The sequence below is a fragment of the Psychrobacter sp. 1Y1 genome (genome assembly GCF_051847395.2).
Taxonomy (GTDB): domain Bacteria; phylum Pseudomonadota; class Gammaproteobacteria; order Pseudomonadales; family Moraxellaceae; genus Psychrobacter.
The window spans coordinates 754,214-770,669 of record NZ_JBPYDF020000001.1; the positions used below are offsets into that span (position 1 = coordinate 754,214).

Genomic DNA, 16,456 nt, shown 5'->3' on the forward strand with positions numbered 1-16,456 from the left:
GGTGAGTGAATGATTGAGATAAAGAATATTTCTAAGTCATTTATGACAAAGAAAGGCCGTCATTACTTGTTCAAAGATCTAAATCTGACTATTGGTGATAAACAAAGTGTGGGCTTACTCGGTCGTAATGGTGCTGGTAAGTCAACATTACTACGTATTATCTGTGGACTTGATGAGCCAGATCATGGAGAGGTTATTACCGATTCGACTATTTCTTGGCCAGTTGGGGTGGCAGGTGGTTTTCAAGGTAGTCTAACAGGTCGTCAAAATGTACGCTTTGTTTGTCGCTTATATTCAAGTGGTCCTTATATTGATGAAAAAATTCGTTTCGTTGAAGAGTTTGCTGATATTGGCAGTTATTTCGATATGCCAGTAAAAAGCTACTCATCAGGAATGAAAGCTCGATTAACGTTTGGACTTAGCTTGGCCTTTGATTTTGATTACTATATGCTCGATGAAGCGGGTGCCGTTGGTGATGCGGCATTCCGAAAACGTAGCGAAGAGATTTTAGCGGCCCGCCGCGCACAAGCAGGATTTTTAATAGTGTCGCACAATATTGGTGATATCAAACGAAACTGCGATATTGGTATTGTACTAATGGATCAAACAGCACACGTGTTTGACGATACAACAGAAGCGATTGAGGTTTATGAAAAGCATATCCACAAAGCAAAAAAGTAAGATAATTAACTTCTCGCTGTTTATCGGCTTGGTCATCCTTCCTTGGTTGCTCGTTATATACTATGTAATGACACTGGCGCATCCGCGTTTCGTTTCGACTGCTGACGTGGTAGTGAAGCAAGTCAGTGATTCGAGTGTACCATCTGGTGGTGGTATATCAGCTCTATTGGGCGTAAATAGTACCAGTAAAGAAGACGCGACCTATTTGACAGAGTATATTTTGTCAAATGATATGGTGAAGCGACTCGATAATAAGTTTAAATTCCGTGAAGCTTATTATGTTGACGGTTCAGACCCTATTTATGAAATAGATCCTGATGCAACGCAAGAAGATTTGCTTGAATACTTCAAAAAACGGGTTCACATTGATCTCGATGAGCAGAGCTATGTGCTTTCAGTATCAACAGAAGGCTTTGACTCAAAGTATGCTTTTGAGCTGAACAAAGCTATCTTAGGTGAGTCTGAGCGTTTTGTGAACCGCATTTCACAAGAAGTGGCTCGTGATCAATTGGCGTTTGCAGAAACCCAGTTAGATGAATCAGAAGAGCGTTTAAACGATGCCAAAGAGCAGCTATTAAACTATCAGAATGAAAACGAAATCTATGACCCACAAGCCAATGCGCAAATCGTCAATCAGTTAATTGGCAGCTTGCAAGCGCAATTAAGCTCGTTGCGTACCGAAGAGCGTCAGTTACTCAGTTATCTAAATCCAGATGCGCCGCAAGTGGTTTCACTAAGAAGCCAGATAAAGGCTGTTGAAGAGCAAATCACTCAAGAACAAACCAAGTTGACCTCGCCAAATACAACCAAATTAAACCGTCAAGCGGTACAGTTTGAGACCATCAAGGCAGATGTGGATTTTGCTACTGAGTTGTATAAATTGTCGTTATCATCGCTTGAGAAATCAAGACTAGAAGCATTCAAGAAAATGAAAAACTTGATTGTGATCTCAACGCCCTATGAAGCTGAAGATGCAACATATCCGCGCCAAGCATATCTCATTTGGACATCGCTTGCGTTGCTCTTAATGCTATACGGATTTGTGCGTTTGGTAATGGCAGTTGTCCGTGATCACCGTAGCTAATCTTGAAAAACCAGATATCAGTAATGATCGATAGATCAGGAAAGGAATATAACTCATGAATATGAAACCACGTTCTATCGTGATAGCGACAAGCTTGGCAATGGCGGCGACTAGTATGTCTGCAACAGCTGCAAGCAGTTATGCAGATCAAATATCAGGTTCAGGCTTTGGCACAAGCAGTAATAACATGAGCCAATCTCAGAACCAGAGCAATATTAACGTGTCTACCCAAGCATTTTCTGGGGCAGTGCCAGGGCAAGCAACGACTCAAGAAGCGGTTAACGCAGCAAGCTTACCAAGCCAGTCAGTTATCAATACAACGCGTCCTTATCAAGATATCAAAACTCAAGATATGATGTTCGGTGAGCAATTGTTCCGTGGAGCATTTTCGACGACTTCAGGCTCTACCTTTAATGATAGTTATGTGATTAACCCTGGTGATAACGTCCAAGTAAGAATGTGGGGCGCTTATCAGTACGCTGCTACCATGACCGTCGATCCACAGGGTAATATTTTCTTACCGAACGTTGGGCCAGTACGTGTCTCTGGTGTGCAAAATGGTAGCTTACAGAATGTGGTAAAAAGTGCCGTCAGCCGTATTTACCGCTCGAATGTAGGGGTTTATGCTTCATTAGAGCAGGCGCAGCCCGTTAAGGTGTTCGTCACAGGTTTTGTTAAGCAGCCAGGCTATTACGGTGGTCTAGCAGCAGACTCGGTATTGTCTTATTTAGATAGAGCAGGCGGCGTTGACCCAACACGTGGTAGTTATATCGACATTCAAATCAAACGTAACGGTCAAATGCTACAGCAAGTCAATTTATATGACTTTTTGCTAGCAGGTAAATTACAGGCATTTTCATTCCGTGATGGTGATGTCATCACCGTGGCACCACAGAAAAAGACATTTGTGGTAAGCGGTCAAGTTCAAAACGAATATACCTTTGAATTTGATGTGAATGATCTGACTATTGGTGATGTGTTACAAGTGTCTAATCCGGCAGCCAATGCTACTAATGTCAGCATTACTCGCAGTGCAGGACGTGCACAAACGGCAGAATACTACTCATTAAGTGAAGCCCAAAATGTTCCCGTCTATAACGGCGATCAAATGGTAGTAACGTCAGATCGTTACGCAGGTACCATCGCGGTGCAGGTAAAAGGTGCACATACTGGTAATGGCGCAATGGTTGTGCCATATGGCGCGCGTCTAAAAGATATCGTGCCACAATTACAGCCAAGTCCGCTGGCAAAATTAACGCATCTAACCATCTATCGTGAATCTGTTGCTGAGCAACAAAAACGCATGATTAACGAGTCACTCGATCGTCTAGAAGAATTGACACTTGCCACTCAGTCAACGACTCGTGAAGAAGCCGCATTGCGTCAAGATGATGCAGAATTGGTTAAGCAGTTCGTCGCCAAAGCTCGCAATGTTCAGACTGATGGTCAGATTGTTGTTGTGCCAAACTCGTGGCAGGATATTATTCTGCAACAGGGCGACATCATTGAGATACCAGCACAAACGTCAGTCATTACAGTCAATGGTCAAGTACGAGCACAAGGGGCACTTACCTTTAATCCAGACTACACCGTTGGCGATTATGTGGCTAATTCTGGTGGTTTCTCTGATAACGCTGATACAAAAGATATCTTAATTATTCATCAAAATGGAGCGAGCCAAGTGGTCAATACTGCGTATCGTATCCAGCAGGGTGATGAGATTATGGTATTACCGAAAGTTAAAACTAAGCGTGTGGAGATTGCTCGCGGTCTATCACAGATTGTTTATCAGCTAGCAATTGCTGCCAAGGTTGTTTTAGATCTATAACGGTTAACTATTCATGATGTAACGATGTCGGCTGAACGAATTTAACCAAAATTAACGAGTAAAGGTATCAAAGATATGGCAAAAGAAGTAGCGAATGAAGTCAAGGTATCTACTATGTCTACCTCTGAGCATGCGCTACTTTCGCCATCGTCACAGTATCAATCACCAAAGCAATTGGCAGTAGTTGGTAAAGGTATGTGCCGCAATAACTTGCTACTCTCGCAAGTGTTGCAAGCTGATATTCAGCGCTGGTATCCTTGGTCAGCCTTGCAACAAAGTGTAGTAAATCGCAAGAAAAAACCACAACCTGAGGCATTTATTGGATGGGGACACAAGAAAAGTTTCCAACGAGCTGATAAAGCTGCCACTCGTCAGGACCTGAATGCCTTAAGTGTTGAAGATGGATTTTTGCGTTCATTGGATTCAGGTATTAGTAGTCGCCATGGCTTAAGCGTGGTTGTCGATGACATTGGCATCTACTTTGATATAACGCACCACTCACGTCTTGAGCAGTTAGTTATTGAGCGCACCAAGAGTACTAGCAGTAATCTCGCAGCAGGCGAGGCACGTGCTCGTCATCTGATGACACGTATATGCGAAGAAAAACTGAGTAAATATAATTCCATAATCGATTGTCCGTCGTTGGATAAATTGATTAATGAAGAAAATATTAACGAAAAGGAAAATGTTTCACAATCACATATCCTATTGATTGACCAAGTAGCAGGTGATGCCTCTGTTAAAGGCGCTGGTGCGAATAAACGTCAATTTAAGAAGATGTTAAAATCTGCATGCCACAACCATCCTAACGCCCATATTTGGATAAAGGCTCATCCTGCGTCAAAATCAGGCTACTTATCCAACTTAAAACTGCCTAAAAACGTTAGGCTATTGACTGAATCTCTCAATCCTATTGAACTGCTTAAGCAAGTAAGTGATGTCTATACCGTCAGCTCACATATGGGCTTTGAAGCATTAATGCTAGGTAAAAAAGTACATTGCTTTGGAGTCAGCTGGTATAGCGGATGGGGGCTGACCGATGACACTAATGCACCTAAAAACTTACTTAAAGCAGTTGAGAAACGTCGTTTAGAGTCAGCTGAGATACTTCTCAGTAATAGGGGTTTGTCAAACTCAGCAATGTTTCCTGCCACGTCACATAAGACGCTTGAAACGTCATTAGAAACATTATTTTATAGTGCTTATGTTAATTATAGTCGTTATGTAGATCCAGCAACGAAACAAGCTTGTGATATCGATACAGCCATTGAGTGGTTGGTGACCAATCGGTGGTGGCAAGCGCGTCTTGAAGGCGATTTGACGATATATGAATTTAGTCGTTGGAAGCTGCCATTTGTCAAAGCCTTTATAGACCTACCGCGTACGACATTATTCGTTAAACCAAAACCGCGTCTAAAAAATCTTCTACATCCAGACCATTTCCGTGTCAATTTCAGCCAGCCTTTATTGGTATGGGGTTTGGCCAAACGTCAGCAAGTACAGAAGAAGCTACAGAGTAAACTTGCTGAACAAAGCTCGGACATGCCAGCTATTTATTGTATGGAAGATGGGTTTATCCGATCAAATGGTTTAGGTGCTACTTTACTCGCACCACTGTCTGTTGTCATAGACAAACAAGGTATTTATTACGATGCGACCCAGCCTTCAGACTTAGAAACATTGCTGCAAAATTGTCAGCCATTAAGTTCTGAACAGCGTCTTCGCGTAAACAAACTGCAAGACAAACTGCTGAATCAGCGGGTAAGTAAATACAATGTTGGGGTTGGTATAGATGTTTCTAGTATTCAAAATAACTCGTGGATGCAGGATGCCAAAATATCTGGGAGACGACGTGTTCTTATTATCGGTCAGGTAGAGGACGATTTGTCAGTACAGTACTGCGGTTCCACAATAAAGATAAACAGTGGTTTGATCGAACGTGTACGACAAGATAACCCAGACGCTTATTTGATTTATAAGCCGCATCCTGATGTTGAGGCAGGACTGCGAGCAGGTAAAGTATCAGAAGCTCATCTACAACAAGTTCAAGCGGTTGCCTACGATACTGCCATGCCTGATTGTTTAGAATGGGTGGATGAGGTTCATACGATCAGCTCACTGACTGGTTTTGAAGCGTTGCTGCGTGGATTGGACGTCACCTGCTATGGTTTACCATTTTATGCAGGTTGGGGGTTGACCACAGATATTGACGGGCAGTCGCTACCGAAATATACCTATCTAAAAAGGCGTCAACGAGATATACCTTTGACTCTTGAGCAGCTAATATATGGCGCGCTTATATGTTACCCGTTGTATCGTCTGCCTGATGGCTATGGATTAGCACAAGTAGAACAGGTGATCGATTATTTATACCCTCTCAAAGACTCGCATCTGCTTGCGAATAGTGAAGAATCGCAATCTGAAATGGCTAGTACTTCAAATAGTTCAGCTAAGACTATGAACTCGTCTTTATCTACAAAGTTTAAACGTCACGCGACCACACGTTTTATGCAGCAGCGTCACCAGTGGCAACAGAAATTGCGTAAAATGTCTCGTTAATTTATTAGAGTAGCACCGTATAATTGCATTGCGACAAATAGATGCTTTTTCGGTATAATCACTTTTACGCTATGTGTTTTCACACGGTTGCACGACCTTTCTCATTTTTATTTCTTATTTTCTCATTTAATGGTAGCCCTGTATTATGGCAGCTTCGATGTCTCACTTGCTTACTCATCGACATGTCTTGCTACTACAAGGGAAAATGGGTGGGTTTTTCAATCGATTTTCTTCATTCTTACAAACTCAAGACATTAAAGTCAGCAAAATCAATTTTAATGCAGGCGATGCCTTTTTTTACCATCACGACAATACCTACGAATATACCGATACATTAGCGCAATTCTCCTCTTGGTTGCAGGCGTTCATTAAAGAAAATGCCATTGATGCGATTGTATGCTTTGGCGATTGTCGACCGCATCATACTCAAGCAGCATGTGTTAGTGAGAAGCTGGGTATTTCATTCTTCGTATTTGAAGAAGGGTACTTGCGTCCTGATTACATTACCTTGCAAGAACATGGAATTAACGGTTATTCACGCCTAAACACTGCTGAGATTAAAGCGCTTAAGAAAGCGAATGATCAGCCTCTATACACACATAATCGATTTTATCGCTTAAGTATCGCAGCTATCGTCTATTACATCATTGCTTGGCTTTTCAAAAACCGTTACCCACATTATTCGCATTATCGTGGTATGACCGCTTGGCAAGAGGCCATCGCTTGGTTAAAAGCACCGTGGCGGAAGCTACGAGGATATTTGCCAGATAAACAATTGCAAAATAGACTGATCAAGCAAGAAAGTAACAATTACTTTTTGATTAGTTTGCAAGTGCATAATGACTCACAGATTACCCATCATAGTGATTATCGTGATGTGGTACAGTTCATTGATGAGTCTATCGCAAGCTTTGCAAAATTTGCTAAGCAAAAACAGTTACTTGTGTTTAAGCATCATCCATTGGATCGTGGTCATAGAGACTATCGGGAGCTGGTAGCTAGCCTAGCTGAGCGCTATCAAGTGTCTCATCGTGTTTTCTATGGTTGTGATATGCACCTGCCAACTTTGATGAAATATAGTATTGGCATGGTGACTATTAACAGTACGACAGGCTTGCAGTCGGTTTATCATAAAAAACCCACTAAGGTTATGGGTCGTGCAATTTACGATATTCCTAAGCTAACAGATCAAAAGCCGCTTGATGATTTTTGGCAGCAGCCTAAGGGCCCAGATAATGAATTTTATTTGAGATTTCGTGAGTACCTGATAGAGCAAACTCAAATAAATGGTGCTTTTTATGGCAGATCGCCATGGATGTATAAGTATCTGTACCAAAATGGCAGTGAAACGACAGACGTAGATATGTCTAAAACCAATTTACCCTAATTATTTATTTACTTTTCTTTCTAAGACGTCATAGTAACTATAATGGTATCTATATAAAGAAACGAAGTTCAACAAGTGTAACGATTGTTGCGTTATCCTTTTTTAGCTTGTCATTTCATCTGCAAGTCACATCTCTTCTAACAAAATCGCCTTACTTTGCAGTGGAAAACTGCTAGAATACTCTTTTATGTCTGCGCATAAGAGTTAATGTGCTTGGCTATGGATTTTAGACGGTAGTATTAGCCGAATCGGCTTGTTATAACGGTTGACCTTCAAAGAAGTACAAGCATCTTATCAATTGCATCTGACAATATTTATTTTTTAGTTTTATTATTCTATCACCTTTAATTTAGTAGGCGCTTTGTGACTGCATTAGCCAATATTCGTAACTTTTCAATCATTGCCCACATTGATCATGGCAAGTCGACCCTTGCCGATCGTTTTATTCAAATGTGCGGTGCCTTGCAAGATCGCGAGATGCAGGCGCAGGTGCTCGACTCAATGGATATTGAGCGTGAGCGCGGTATCACTATCAAAGCACAGTCAGTAACACTGTTTTATGATCATCCAAATGGTGAGCGCTATCAGCTTAACTTTATTGATACCCCTGGTCACGTCGATTTTTCCTATGAAGTGTCGCGCTCATTAGCAGCTTGTGAAGGTGCGCTATTGGTTGTTGATGCCGCTCAAGGCGTAGAAGCGCAGTCAGTGGCCAATTGCTATACAGCCGTTGATCAAGGCTTAGAAGTTATGGCGGTGTTAAATAAGATTGATTTGCCGCAAGTTGAGCCTGAGCGCGTCATTCAAGAAATTGAAGATATTATCGGTATCGATGCCGTTGATGCACCGCGAGTATCAGCCAAATCTGGTCTGGGTGTTGATAAGCTGCTAGAAGCGCTAGTAGAGTTTATTCCGGCACCAACTGGTGACCGTGAAGCACCACTGCAAGCACTAATTATTGACTCTTGGTTCGATAATTATTTGGGCGTGGTTTCATTGGTACGGGTGCGTGAAGGTACTATACGTAAAGGTGACAAGTTATACATCAAATCGACTCAAGAGGCACATCTAGTTGGCTCGATTGGTGTCTTTACGCCTAAGCCTGTAGATACGGGTGTTTTAGAAGCAGGGGAAGTCGGCTTTGTTATTGCGGGTATTAAGGATATTGCCGGAGCGCCAGTAGGCGATACTATCACTCATGCTAAGACCCCTGATGTGGATCGTATCCCAGGCTTTAAACAAGTCACGCCACAAGTCTATTCTGGTATGTTCCCAGTAGATTCGAGTGATTTTGAGAAATTCCGTGAAGCTTTGCAAAAACTGCAAATTAACGATGCGTCATTGTTTTTTGAGCCAGATACGTCGGATGCGCTTGGCTTTGGTTTCCGCTGTGGTTTCTTGGGTATGCTGCACATGGAGATTATCCAAGAGCGTCTAGAGCGCGAATATGATCTGGATTTGATTACTACGGCGCCGTCAGTTATCTATGAAATTGAGAAAAAGAACGGTGATGTTATCTATGTAGATAACCCCTCACATCTACCTGAGCCAAACAATATTGAAGAGTTTCGTGAGCCAATTGCCCGCTGTCAGATTTTAGTACCGCAAGAGTTCTTAGGTAATGTAATGACTCTATGTATTGAGCGTCGTGGCGTTCAGGTTGATATGCGTTTTATGGGTCGACAAGTACAGCTGATATTTGATATCCCAATGGGCGAAGTAGTCATGGATTTCTTTGATCGCCTAAAGTCAGTCTCACGTGGTTTTGCATCGCTAGACTATAACTTTGAACGTTATCAAGCCGATAAATTGGTGAGAGTCGATGTACTAATCAATGGCGATAAAGTCGATGCCTTAGCGATGATCGTGCACGAAACCCAATCACGTTATCGTGGTAATGCTCTAGTTACTAAGATGAAAGAGCTGATTCCACGTCAAATGTTTGATGTCGCCATTCAAGCAGCTATCGGTAGCCAGATTATTGGTCGTAGTACGGTAAAAGCCATGCGTAAAGACGTATTAGCAAAATGCTATGGTGGCGATGTGTCACGTAAGAAAAAGCTACTGTCTAAGCAGAAAGCTGGTAAAAAACGTATGAAGCAAGTAGGTAATGTGGAAATCCCGCAAGAAGCCTTCTTAGCTGTGTTGCAAGTCGATAGCTAATCATTGAGCTTAATTTAAGATAGTCATTGTAGATAACAGTCAAATGTAGTGGATCTTATCGTAAAGGTGTTAGATAAGCCGCTCGTTAATAGGCAATTTGGTATGGATTTTGATTTTAATTTAATTTTAGTGCCGTTAACTATAGTCCTAGGAATTGTTTGGCTGTTAGATAAGCTAGCGCTCAAACAGCGCAAAACTCGTGGTCGAGGTCAAGAAGGCTTACTAGTTCGCTGGGCTTATGACTTTTTCCCTGTGTTAGCAGTGGTATTGATAGTACGCTCATTTTTAATTGAGCCATTTAATATCCCATCATCGTCTATGGTGCCGACGCTATATACGGGTGATTTTATTGCTGTCAATAAGTATGCATATGGCGTGCGCTTGCCGTTAACCTATAACAAGGTTCTAGATACAGATGAACCTGAGCATGGCGATGTGGCAGTGTTCCGCTATCCTGAGAACCCGAGCATTTATTATATTAAACGTGTTATCGGTTTACCTGGCGATACCGTAAGTTATAGTCAAGGCATGCTGTCTATCAATGATGTACCTGTTGAGACTAAGTCTGTAGATTTCGCGGCAAATGCTGAATTGACTTCACAGCTATACTTACCAGGTCAGGTTGGTCCAGGTCAAGTACTGACTGAGGAGAGTGCTTCTGCAATGGGTCAACAAGAAGAAGACGCGGCACAATATTTTGAAGAAGTACAAGGTGACAACAAGCATCTCGTGCGCTATTTAGATGGCATGAACAGTTCACAGTACGCGCCATTTTTACAACAACAATCACCAGAGGTGGTAGAGTCAGAAGGCACTGAGTGGCGCATTGACGTGCCAGAAAATCAGTATTTTGTGATGGGTGATAACCGCGATCGCAGTGCAGACGGTAGATTTTGGGGCTTCGTTCCGGATGAAAACCTAGCAGGTAAGGCAGTTTATATTTGGATGCATAAACCACCTGGTCTTAATCTACCAACCTTTGAACGTAATGGTACTATCAATTAAGGCAATGTGATTGCTTAGAGGTTGATTGGTTGATAATGGTTTTATGCTAATATCGTTGCTAAATAATTAATAGCTATTTATTATTTATACACTTATTCGAAATAGTCGTTTATCTTTAGAAGGATATCATAATGCAGCAATTATCTGGTTTGGCTATACAGCGCGGTGCCAGTGTGACAAATGTTGTTCTCATTATTATACTTCTAGGTATTGCGACTAAGTTGATAGTAGCTATCGTACCGGCTCAGATTGGTGATTATCAATTGACCAAGGTATTAAGTGCACAGCTAAAAGAAGCCAATAATAATAACGAGACAGCCAAACAGTTTGTTGAACGTGTCAACAAACAGTTATCAATTAACGCAGATTACGATACTAAAGCGGAAGATGTATTTACCTTTACGGATAAAAAAACAGGTCAATTGGCTATTTATAAAGAATATGCAGTGACTAATAACTTTTTTAGCAATGTCGACATCGTAAACCGTTTCGAAGGTAACATCGAGATGGCAACAGCAGAGTAAGCTATCATAGTACGACATAGCGCTTTCATTATTTTATAAAATATATCAAATAATATTATTAAACTAAATCTGTCAAGCAGAAGGGATAACCATAAACCACGCATGAAACCAACTTCGCACCATTCCCAAGCGGTTCCTACTTCCCAAAAAAATAGTACGTCTGTTGACACGCTTGTTGTTAGCTCAGAATTTATTCAGCGGTTAGCAGTATTAACGCGTAAGTTAGGCTACGAGTTTAATGACTTGAGCCTACCTAAACTTGCGTTAACGCATCGCTCGTTTGATAGCAAAAAAAACTATGAGCGCCTAGAGTTTTTAGGTGATGCACTGTTAGGGATGATTGTGGGTGAAGCTTTATATCATCGTTATCCTAGTCAAAACGAAGGGCGCTTAACGCGTATGCGTGCGACATTGGTGCGCCAAGAGTCGTTGGTAATTATCGCTCAAAACTTAGAGCTGTCTAACCATCTTATATTAGGAGTAGGTGAGCGCAAAGGTGGCGGTCGCAATCGTGCTTCCATACTGGCGGATGCTGTAGAATCTCTGATCGGTGCTATCTATTTAGACAGCCAAGATATGGATATTACTCGTAAATGTGTTCTCTCTTGGTATGGTGATTTGATTGATAATGTCAATGACCAAAAAGCATTGAAGGACGCCAAGAGTCGGTTACAAGAGTGGCTACAATCTAAGCAGTTTGACTTGCCAAACTATGAACTCATGGAAACGCGTGGTAATGCACCGCATCAAATTTTCGTTGTACGTTGCCATGTTAATATCAATAACTGCCCTGATATTACTGAATCTGGTGAGAGCCGCCGTATTGCTGAACAGAAAGCAGCAGAGCTTATGATTAACCAATTACATAAATTGCCAGGATCTGCCAAAAAATGTGTATAGCCGATGTCTATTAATGCATTTTTAGATGCAGAATATTAGCTTAGATTGGTTTATAGCTTGCAAAACATATATTAAAATTACCTCACATATTATTTATTTTAAAACTTTAAATGTTTCTAGCCCGTTTTTAATGGTGACTGAATAAATTTGGCATCAACGACTGTTCGGCTAGACACAAACCCTATAGGATTAACTTATGAGCAATCATACTGATTTGCCATCAAACAATGAAGACAGCACCCAAAATTTGGGTGAAAATACAGATATTGATTTAAGCCAAAATAATATCGAAGTTACTGAAGAGACTCATGGTATTGATGCAGAAGGTATTGCATTAGACAATGATATGGCTATTGAAGAATTTTTTGCGCCAAGTGGTAATGCTCGTATGGCTGATGATTTTAGAGCAGGTTATGTGGCCATTGTTGGACGTCCAAATGTGGGCAAGTCAACTTTGATGAATCACTTATTAGGACAAAAGCTGTCTATCACTTCACGCAAACCGCAAACCACCCGTCATCGTATCCATGGCATTTTATCAAACCATGAAATGCAAGCAGTGTTTGTTGATACACCAGGTATTCACCGCAACGAAGTACGTGCTATCAATGAACGTATGAATAAAGCGGCGGTATCGGCGTTAGTAGATGTAGATTTAGTACTGTTTGTTGTTGATTCAGATCAATGGCGTGACGATGATTTATTGACCTTGCAAAAGCTCGGTGAGACCAATCTAACAGTCGTATTGGTTATCAATAAGTCAGATACTCTAAAAGATAAAGGCAGCGTGCTACCACTTATCGAAACTTTCAACGATAGTTTCGATTTTGCTGATATCGTTCCTGTATCTGCACTAAAAAATCAAAACTTAGATCGTTTGCAAGAAGTGATTGCCTCACATTTACCAGTCGCTGCGCCTATTTACGATACAGAACAAATCACAGATCGCTCTGAGCGATTTTTGGCCAGTGAAATCATTCGCGAAAAAATCATGCGTAGTGCGGGTGATGAAGTGCCATATGATTTAACGGTACAGATTGATGAGTTTAAAGACGAACCTGCACATACTGATCCAAAAACAGGGCGTCCACGCAAAGCTTGTACTTTCATCGATGCGACTATCTATGTTGAACGTGGTGGTCAAAAAGCCATCGTTATCGGTGACAAAGGTCAGCGTATCAAACAAGTTGGTATGGATGCTCGTAAAGATATGGAACAGTTGTTCGGTAAAAAAATCATGTTAACGCTGTGGGTCAAAGTGAAACGTGGTTGGTCTGATGACGAGCGAGCGTTGATCAGTTTGGGTTATTGATAGCGGTTAAAAACGCACGCTTCAAAAGCACTGTCTGCCTTTCAGTTATTTAGGTAATAAAAATGCGTAATGAAGCGCTCGTCGGGTATTTATTACATCAGCGTCCTTATCAAGAAAAGCGCGCTTTGTATTATCTTTTTTCTCAACAACACGGTGTAATACATGGTGTTGGGAAAAAAGGCGCGCCGCTATTTATGCCTTTACAGCTTTTTGCTACTGGTAAACGCGACTTAAAAACCTTTAGTCAAATTAATATTGCTTCGCAAGATAATACTCAAGCTGACAGTGTTCAAAAAGACGGTGTTCAAAAAGACAGTGTTCAAAAAGACAGTACATCTGCTGTCTTAGAAGCCGTACCTTACGCCAATATCAGCGGCCAAAATCAGTATGCCGCACTATATATAAACGAGATTCTGTGGCGGTTGTTACCTACTGAAGACCCAATGCCAGTATTGTGGCAGCATTATCAAATCAGTCTACAACAACTCAAACAACCTCTAAGTAATAGTGAGCTTCGTCTCTGTCTACGTCAGTTTGAGCAGTATCTATTTACTGAATTAGGATTCACTTTAACGTTAACGCATAACAACGTTGAAGACCCCATCGAGTCTGATTGTACTTACCGTTTTTTACCGGATGTAGGTTTGCTTCCTGTATTGGTAAATAATGAAGAGTCTGAGCATTTAGCCAGTGAGTCTGGACAGACTGTTTTTAAGGGTGCGGATATCATAGAAATGGCACGCTTAGGTATTACTGAGCAGACGCTGAACCATTGGTCCAAACTACATCGACATCTTATTGATCATTTACTTGACTATCAGCCGCTACAAAGCCGTCTGTTATGGCAGCAGCAGCAGCGTTATCAATAACTGCATTCTCAAATATCATCGTAGTATCAACTATATAAGTTAGGCTTAATTGTCCAAAGGATTTTTATGAGTATCTCTGTATCTACCTCATCTGAAAACAATTCAAAAAAACCTTTGTTAGGCGTGAATATTGATCACGTGGCAACACTTCGTCAAGCGCGCGGTGTGAGTTATCCAAGTCCTCTAGCTGCTGCATTATTGTGCGAAAAGGCAGGGGCAGACGGTATCACTATACATTTACGTGAAGATCGCCGTCATATACAAGATGCTGATGTTTATGAAATGGCAGGCCAGTTGTCGACGAGAATGAATCTAGAGATGGCCGCAACTGATGAGATGCTTGCAATTGCCTGCGAAGTTAAACCTTTTTGGGTGTGTCTAGTACCTGAAAAGCGTGCAGAGTTAACGACAGAAGGTGGTCTTGATGTTGCAGGGCAAGTCATGTCTCTAAAAGAGTATGTTCATAAGCTACAAGATTCTAATATTAAGGTTTCTTTGTTTATTGATCCTGATGACAAGCAGATTTCTGCTGCAATAAAGTGTGGTGCAGACGCGATAGAATTGCATACAGGTGCTTATGCTGAAGCAGGCTTAGCAAATGATACTGTCGCACAGTTGGCTGAACTTAAAAGAATTGAGCAAGCAGTAGCTACAGCACAGAGCCTAGACGATAAATTGCTTATTAACGCGGGTCATGGTTTAACGTGTGACAATGTCAATGCCATTGCAAAGATTGATGGTATTTATGAGTTAAATATTGGTCACGCACTTATTGCAGATGCGGTGTTTGTAGGGTTAGAAAGTGCTGTGACAATGATGAAAGAGGCCATGTACAAGTAGGTTTACATATATGGTATTTATTAACCGCTACATTTCGTAGGGTGGTCTGCATTAAGTTTATGTTTGACGATACCGGATTGGTTAAAAGAGATTTGGTACATTGACTTGTTATAAGAAGAAGTAGGGCAGTATTTTATATGGCCGAAATGTCCGCGTGGTCTGCCGCTATCACCCCAAAATTTAGTATAGTGACGCCTACCGCCAACTCTTAATTTCACTGTACTATATCTTAGGTTTAAGGATTGCTGAGTTAATAAGGTATCTACTTGAGAATCAAAATGCTTATTATTGTTTTTATCTACGAATAGCAGAAGCGTCTTATCACTGTTCCTATGGCATTGCTGTGCATCATTTGATAAACAAACCAAGACATCCTGCCGACTTATATAGCTTTCGGCCTTTGCTAAGGATAAGGTGTTCTCTAATTGATGCTTGACACGTTGGGCTTCCATTCGTGCTAAGTGCGTTAAGATACTTGGCGCTGCAATAGCTGCGATAATTCCCAATACCATTGTCGTCACAGTTAGCTCAACGAGAGTAAAGCCGTTTGATTGCTTAGCATTTAAAATATTATCGTTTTGAAGGAGTGGTTTCCTATAAATGACAAACTTCAATAGTTTATTGAATAACCTAGATACAATAGCTAATAAATTATCAATTCCATACCTGCCGTTTTTACAAATAGGTAAACAAAGGGTAAAAATGGCTATTCTCTTATAATGGGCCAGTATCTTACTAAGCAAGTTCATAATGCGCTACATCCTATAGCTGTTTATCTTTGAAGTAAAAACAACGTCTCACACACCCTTGTGTTGACTATCTTTTAAGCTAACCAATTGTCTAAATTCTTTAGACTTTCTCTTATTCCACTGTATATAAAACACATACAACACCTAATTACTTGATTTTCAGAAGAATATTGGTTTTTTACAATATATATGTAATATATAGCGACTGTCAAAAAATGTTTCAATTAGTGAAAGAACGACATTAGCAATAGAGAAAAAATTCTAATTGTAATAAAATGCTTCAAGAAAATAGCTATCAATAGACTATTCATCTATCGCAAACTGCTGTGTAAAAGATAAGAAGCGTAAGGTGTGTTAGTTCTGGGTAACTTAGACTGTTTATTGTGTTTTAGTTACAACATTATCGTGTAATAATGTGTAGCTCGTTAACGAAAAAAGTTGTAAACTGAATTAATAATCGCTAAGCTACTCCTTAATTGGTTTTGCTTTGTAACTTAAAATGCGTAAGAGATGTCTATCTTAGTACGTCTTGAGAATCGGTTTTGCTTAATGCAT

General features: G+C 40.8%; 13 protein-coding genes. 12 read left to right on the forward strand and 1 reads right to left on the reverse strand.

Annotation, left to right across the window (positions count from 1 at the left end):
- Nucleotides 1–9: 9 nt before the first annotated feature.
- The 12 genes from ACS8FA_RS17210 (at nt 10) to ACS8FA_RS17265 (ending at nt 15,152) form a co-directional block, all read left to right on the forward strand.
- Nucleotides 10–681, forward strand: coding sequence for an ABC transporter ATP-binding protein (locus ACS8FA_RS17210; protein ID WP_201547916.1), 672 nt, complete (start codon nt 10–12; stop codon nt 679–681).
- Complete coding sequence (locus ACS8FA_RS17215; RefSeq protein ID WP_439266162.1) at nt 650–1,765, forward strand: KpsE/RkpR family capsule polysaccharide export protein; 1,116 nt, start codon at nt 650–652, stop codon at nt 1,763–1,765. Before ACS8FA_RS17210 ends, ACS8FA_RS17215 begins: the two co-directional genes overlap by 32 nt.
- Before the next feature lie 55 nt (nt 1,766–1,820).
- Entirely contained in the window at nt 1,821–3,593 is a 1,773-nt protein-coding gene (locus tag ACS8FA_RS17220) for a polysaccharide biosynthesis/export family protein (RefSeq protein WP_439266161.1), read from the forward strand.
- A gap of 75 nt (nt 3,594–3,668) precedes the next feature.
- A complete protein-coding gene (locus ACS8FA_RS17225; RefSeq protein ID WP_439266160.1) occupies nt 3,669–6,152 on the forward strand; it encodes a capsule polysaccharide biogenesis protein in 2,484 nt (827 codons plus the stop codon).
- 145 nt (nt 6,153–6,297) lie between these two features.
- A complete protein-coding gene (locus ACS8FA_RS17230; RefSeq protein WP_439266158.1) occupies nt 6,298–7,539 on the forward strand; it encodes a capsule polysaccharide biogenesis protein in 1,242 nt (413 codons plus the stop codon).
- A 363-nt stretch (nt 7,540–7,902) separates the two neighbouring features.
- Entirely contained in the window at nt 7,903–9,702 is a 1,800-nt protein-coding gene (gene lepA / locus ACS8FA_RS17235; RefSeq protein WP_101204270.1) for a translation elongation factor 4, read from the forward strand.
- Nucleotides 9,703–9,804: 102 nt separating this feature from the next.
- Nucleotides 9,805–10,707, forward strand: coding sequence for a signal peptidase I (gene lepB, locus ACS8FA_RS17240; protein ID WP_439266155.1), 903 nt, complete (start codon nt 9,805–9,807; stop codon nt 10,705–10,707).
- 131 nt (nt 10,708–10,838) lie between these two features.
- Nucleotides 10,839–11,231: a DUF4845 domain-containing protein gene (locus tag ACS8FA_RS17245; RefSeq protein WP_218870109.1), complete on the forward strand. Its 393-nt coding sequence runs from the start codon at nt 10,839–10,841 to the stop codon at nt 11,229–11,231.
- A gap of 102 nt (nt 11,232–11,333) precedes the next feature.
- Entirely contained in the window at nt 11,334–12,131 is a 798-nt protein-coding gene (gene rnc / locus ACS8FA_RS17250; protein ID WP_439266153.1) for a ribonuclease III, read from the forward strand.
- Between the two features lie 346 nt (nt 12,132–12,477).
- The gene (era, locus tag ACS8FA_RS17255) at nt 12,478–13,443 is read left to right on the forward strand and encodes a GTPase Era (RefSeq protein WP_439266183.1); all 966 of its coding nucleotides are present in this window, start codon (nt 12,478–12,480) and stop codon (nt 13,441–13,443) included.
- A 62-nt stretch (nt 13,444–13,505) separates the two neighbouring features.
- Nucleotides 13,506–14,312: a DNA repair protein RecO gene (gene recO / locus ACS8FA_RS17260; protein WP_439266151.1), complete on the forward strand. Its 807-nt coding sequence runs from the start codon at nt 13,506–13,508 to the stop codon at nt 14,310–14,312.
- Between the two features lie 66 nt (nt 14,313–14,378).
- Nucleotides 14,379–15,152, forward strand: a complete 774-nt coding sequence (locus ACS8FA_RS17265; protein WP_439266149.1) for a pyridoxine 5'-phosphate synthase — start codon at nt 14,379–14,381, stop codon at nt 15,150–15,152.
- A 20-nt stretch (nt 15,153–15,172) separates the two neighbouring features.
- Here the strand turns inward: ACS8FA_RS17265 and ACS8FA_RS17270 are convergent, their stop codons facing one another.
- The gene (locus ACS8FA_RS17270; protein WP_439266148.1) at nt 15,173–15,901 is read right to left on the reverse strand and encodes a GspH/FimT family pseudopilin; all 729 of its coding nucleotides are present in this window, start codon (nt 15,899–15,901) and stop codon (nt 15,173–15,175) included.
- Between the last annotated feature and the right edge of the window lie 555 nt (nt 15,902–16,456).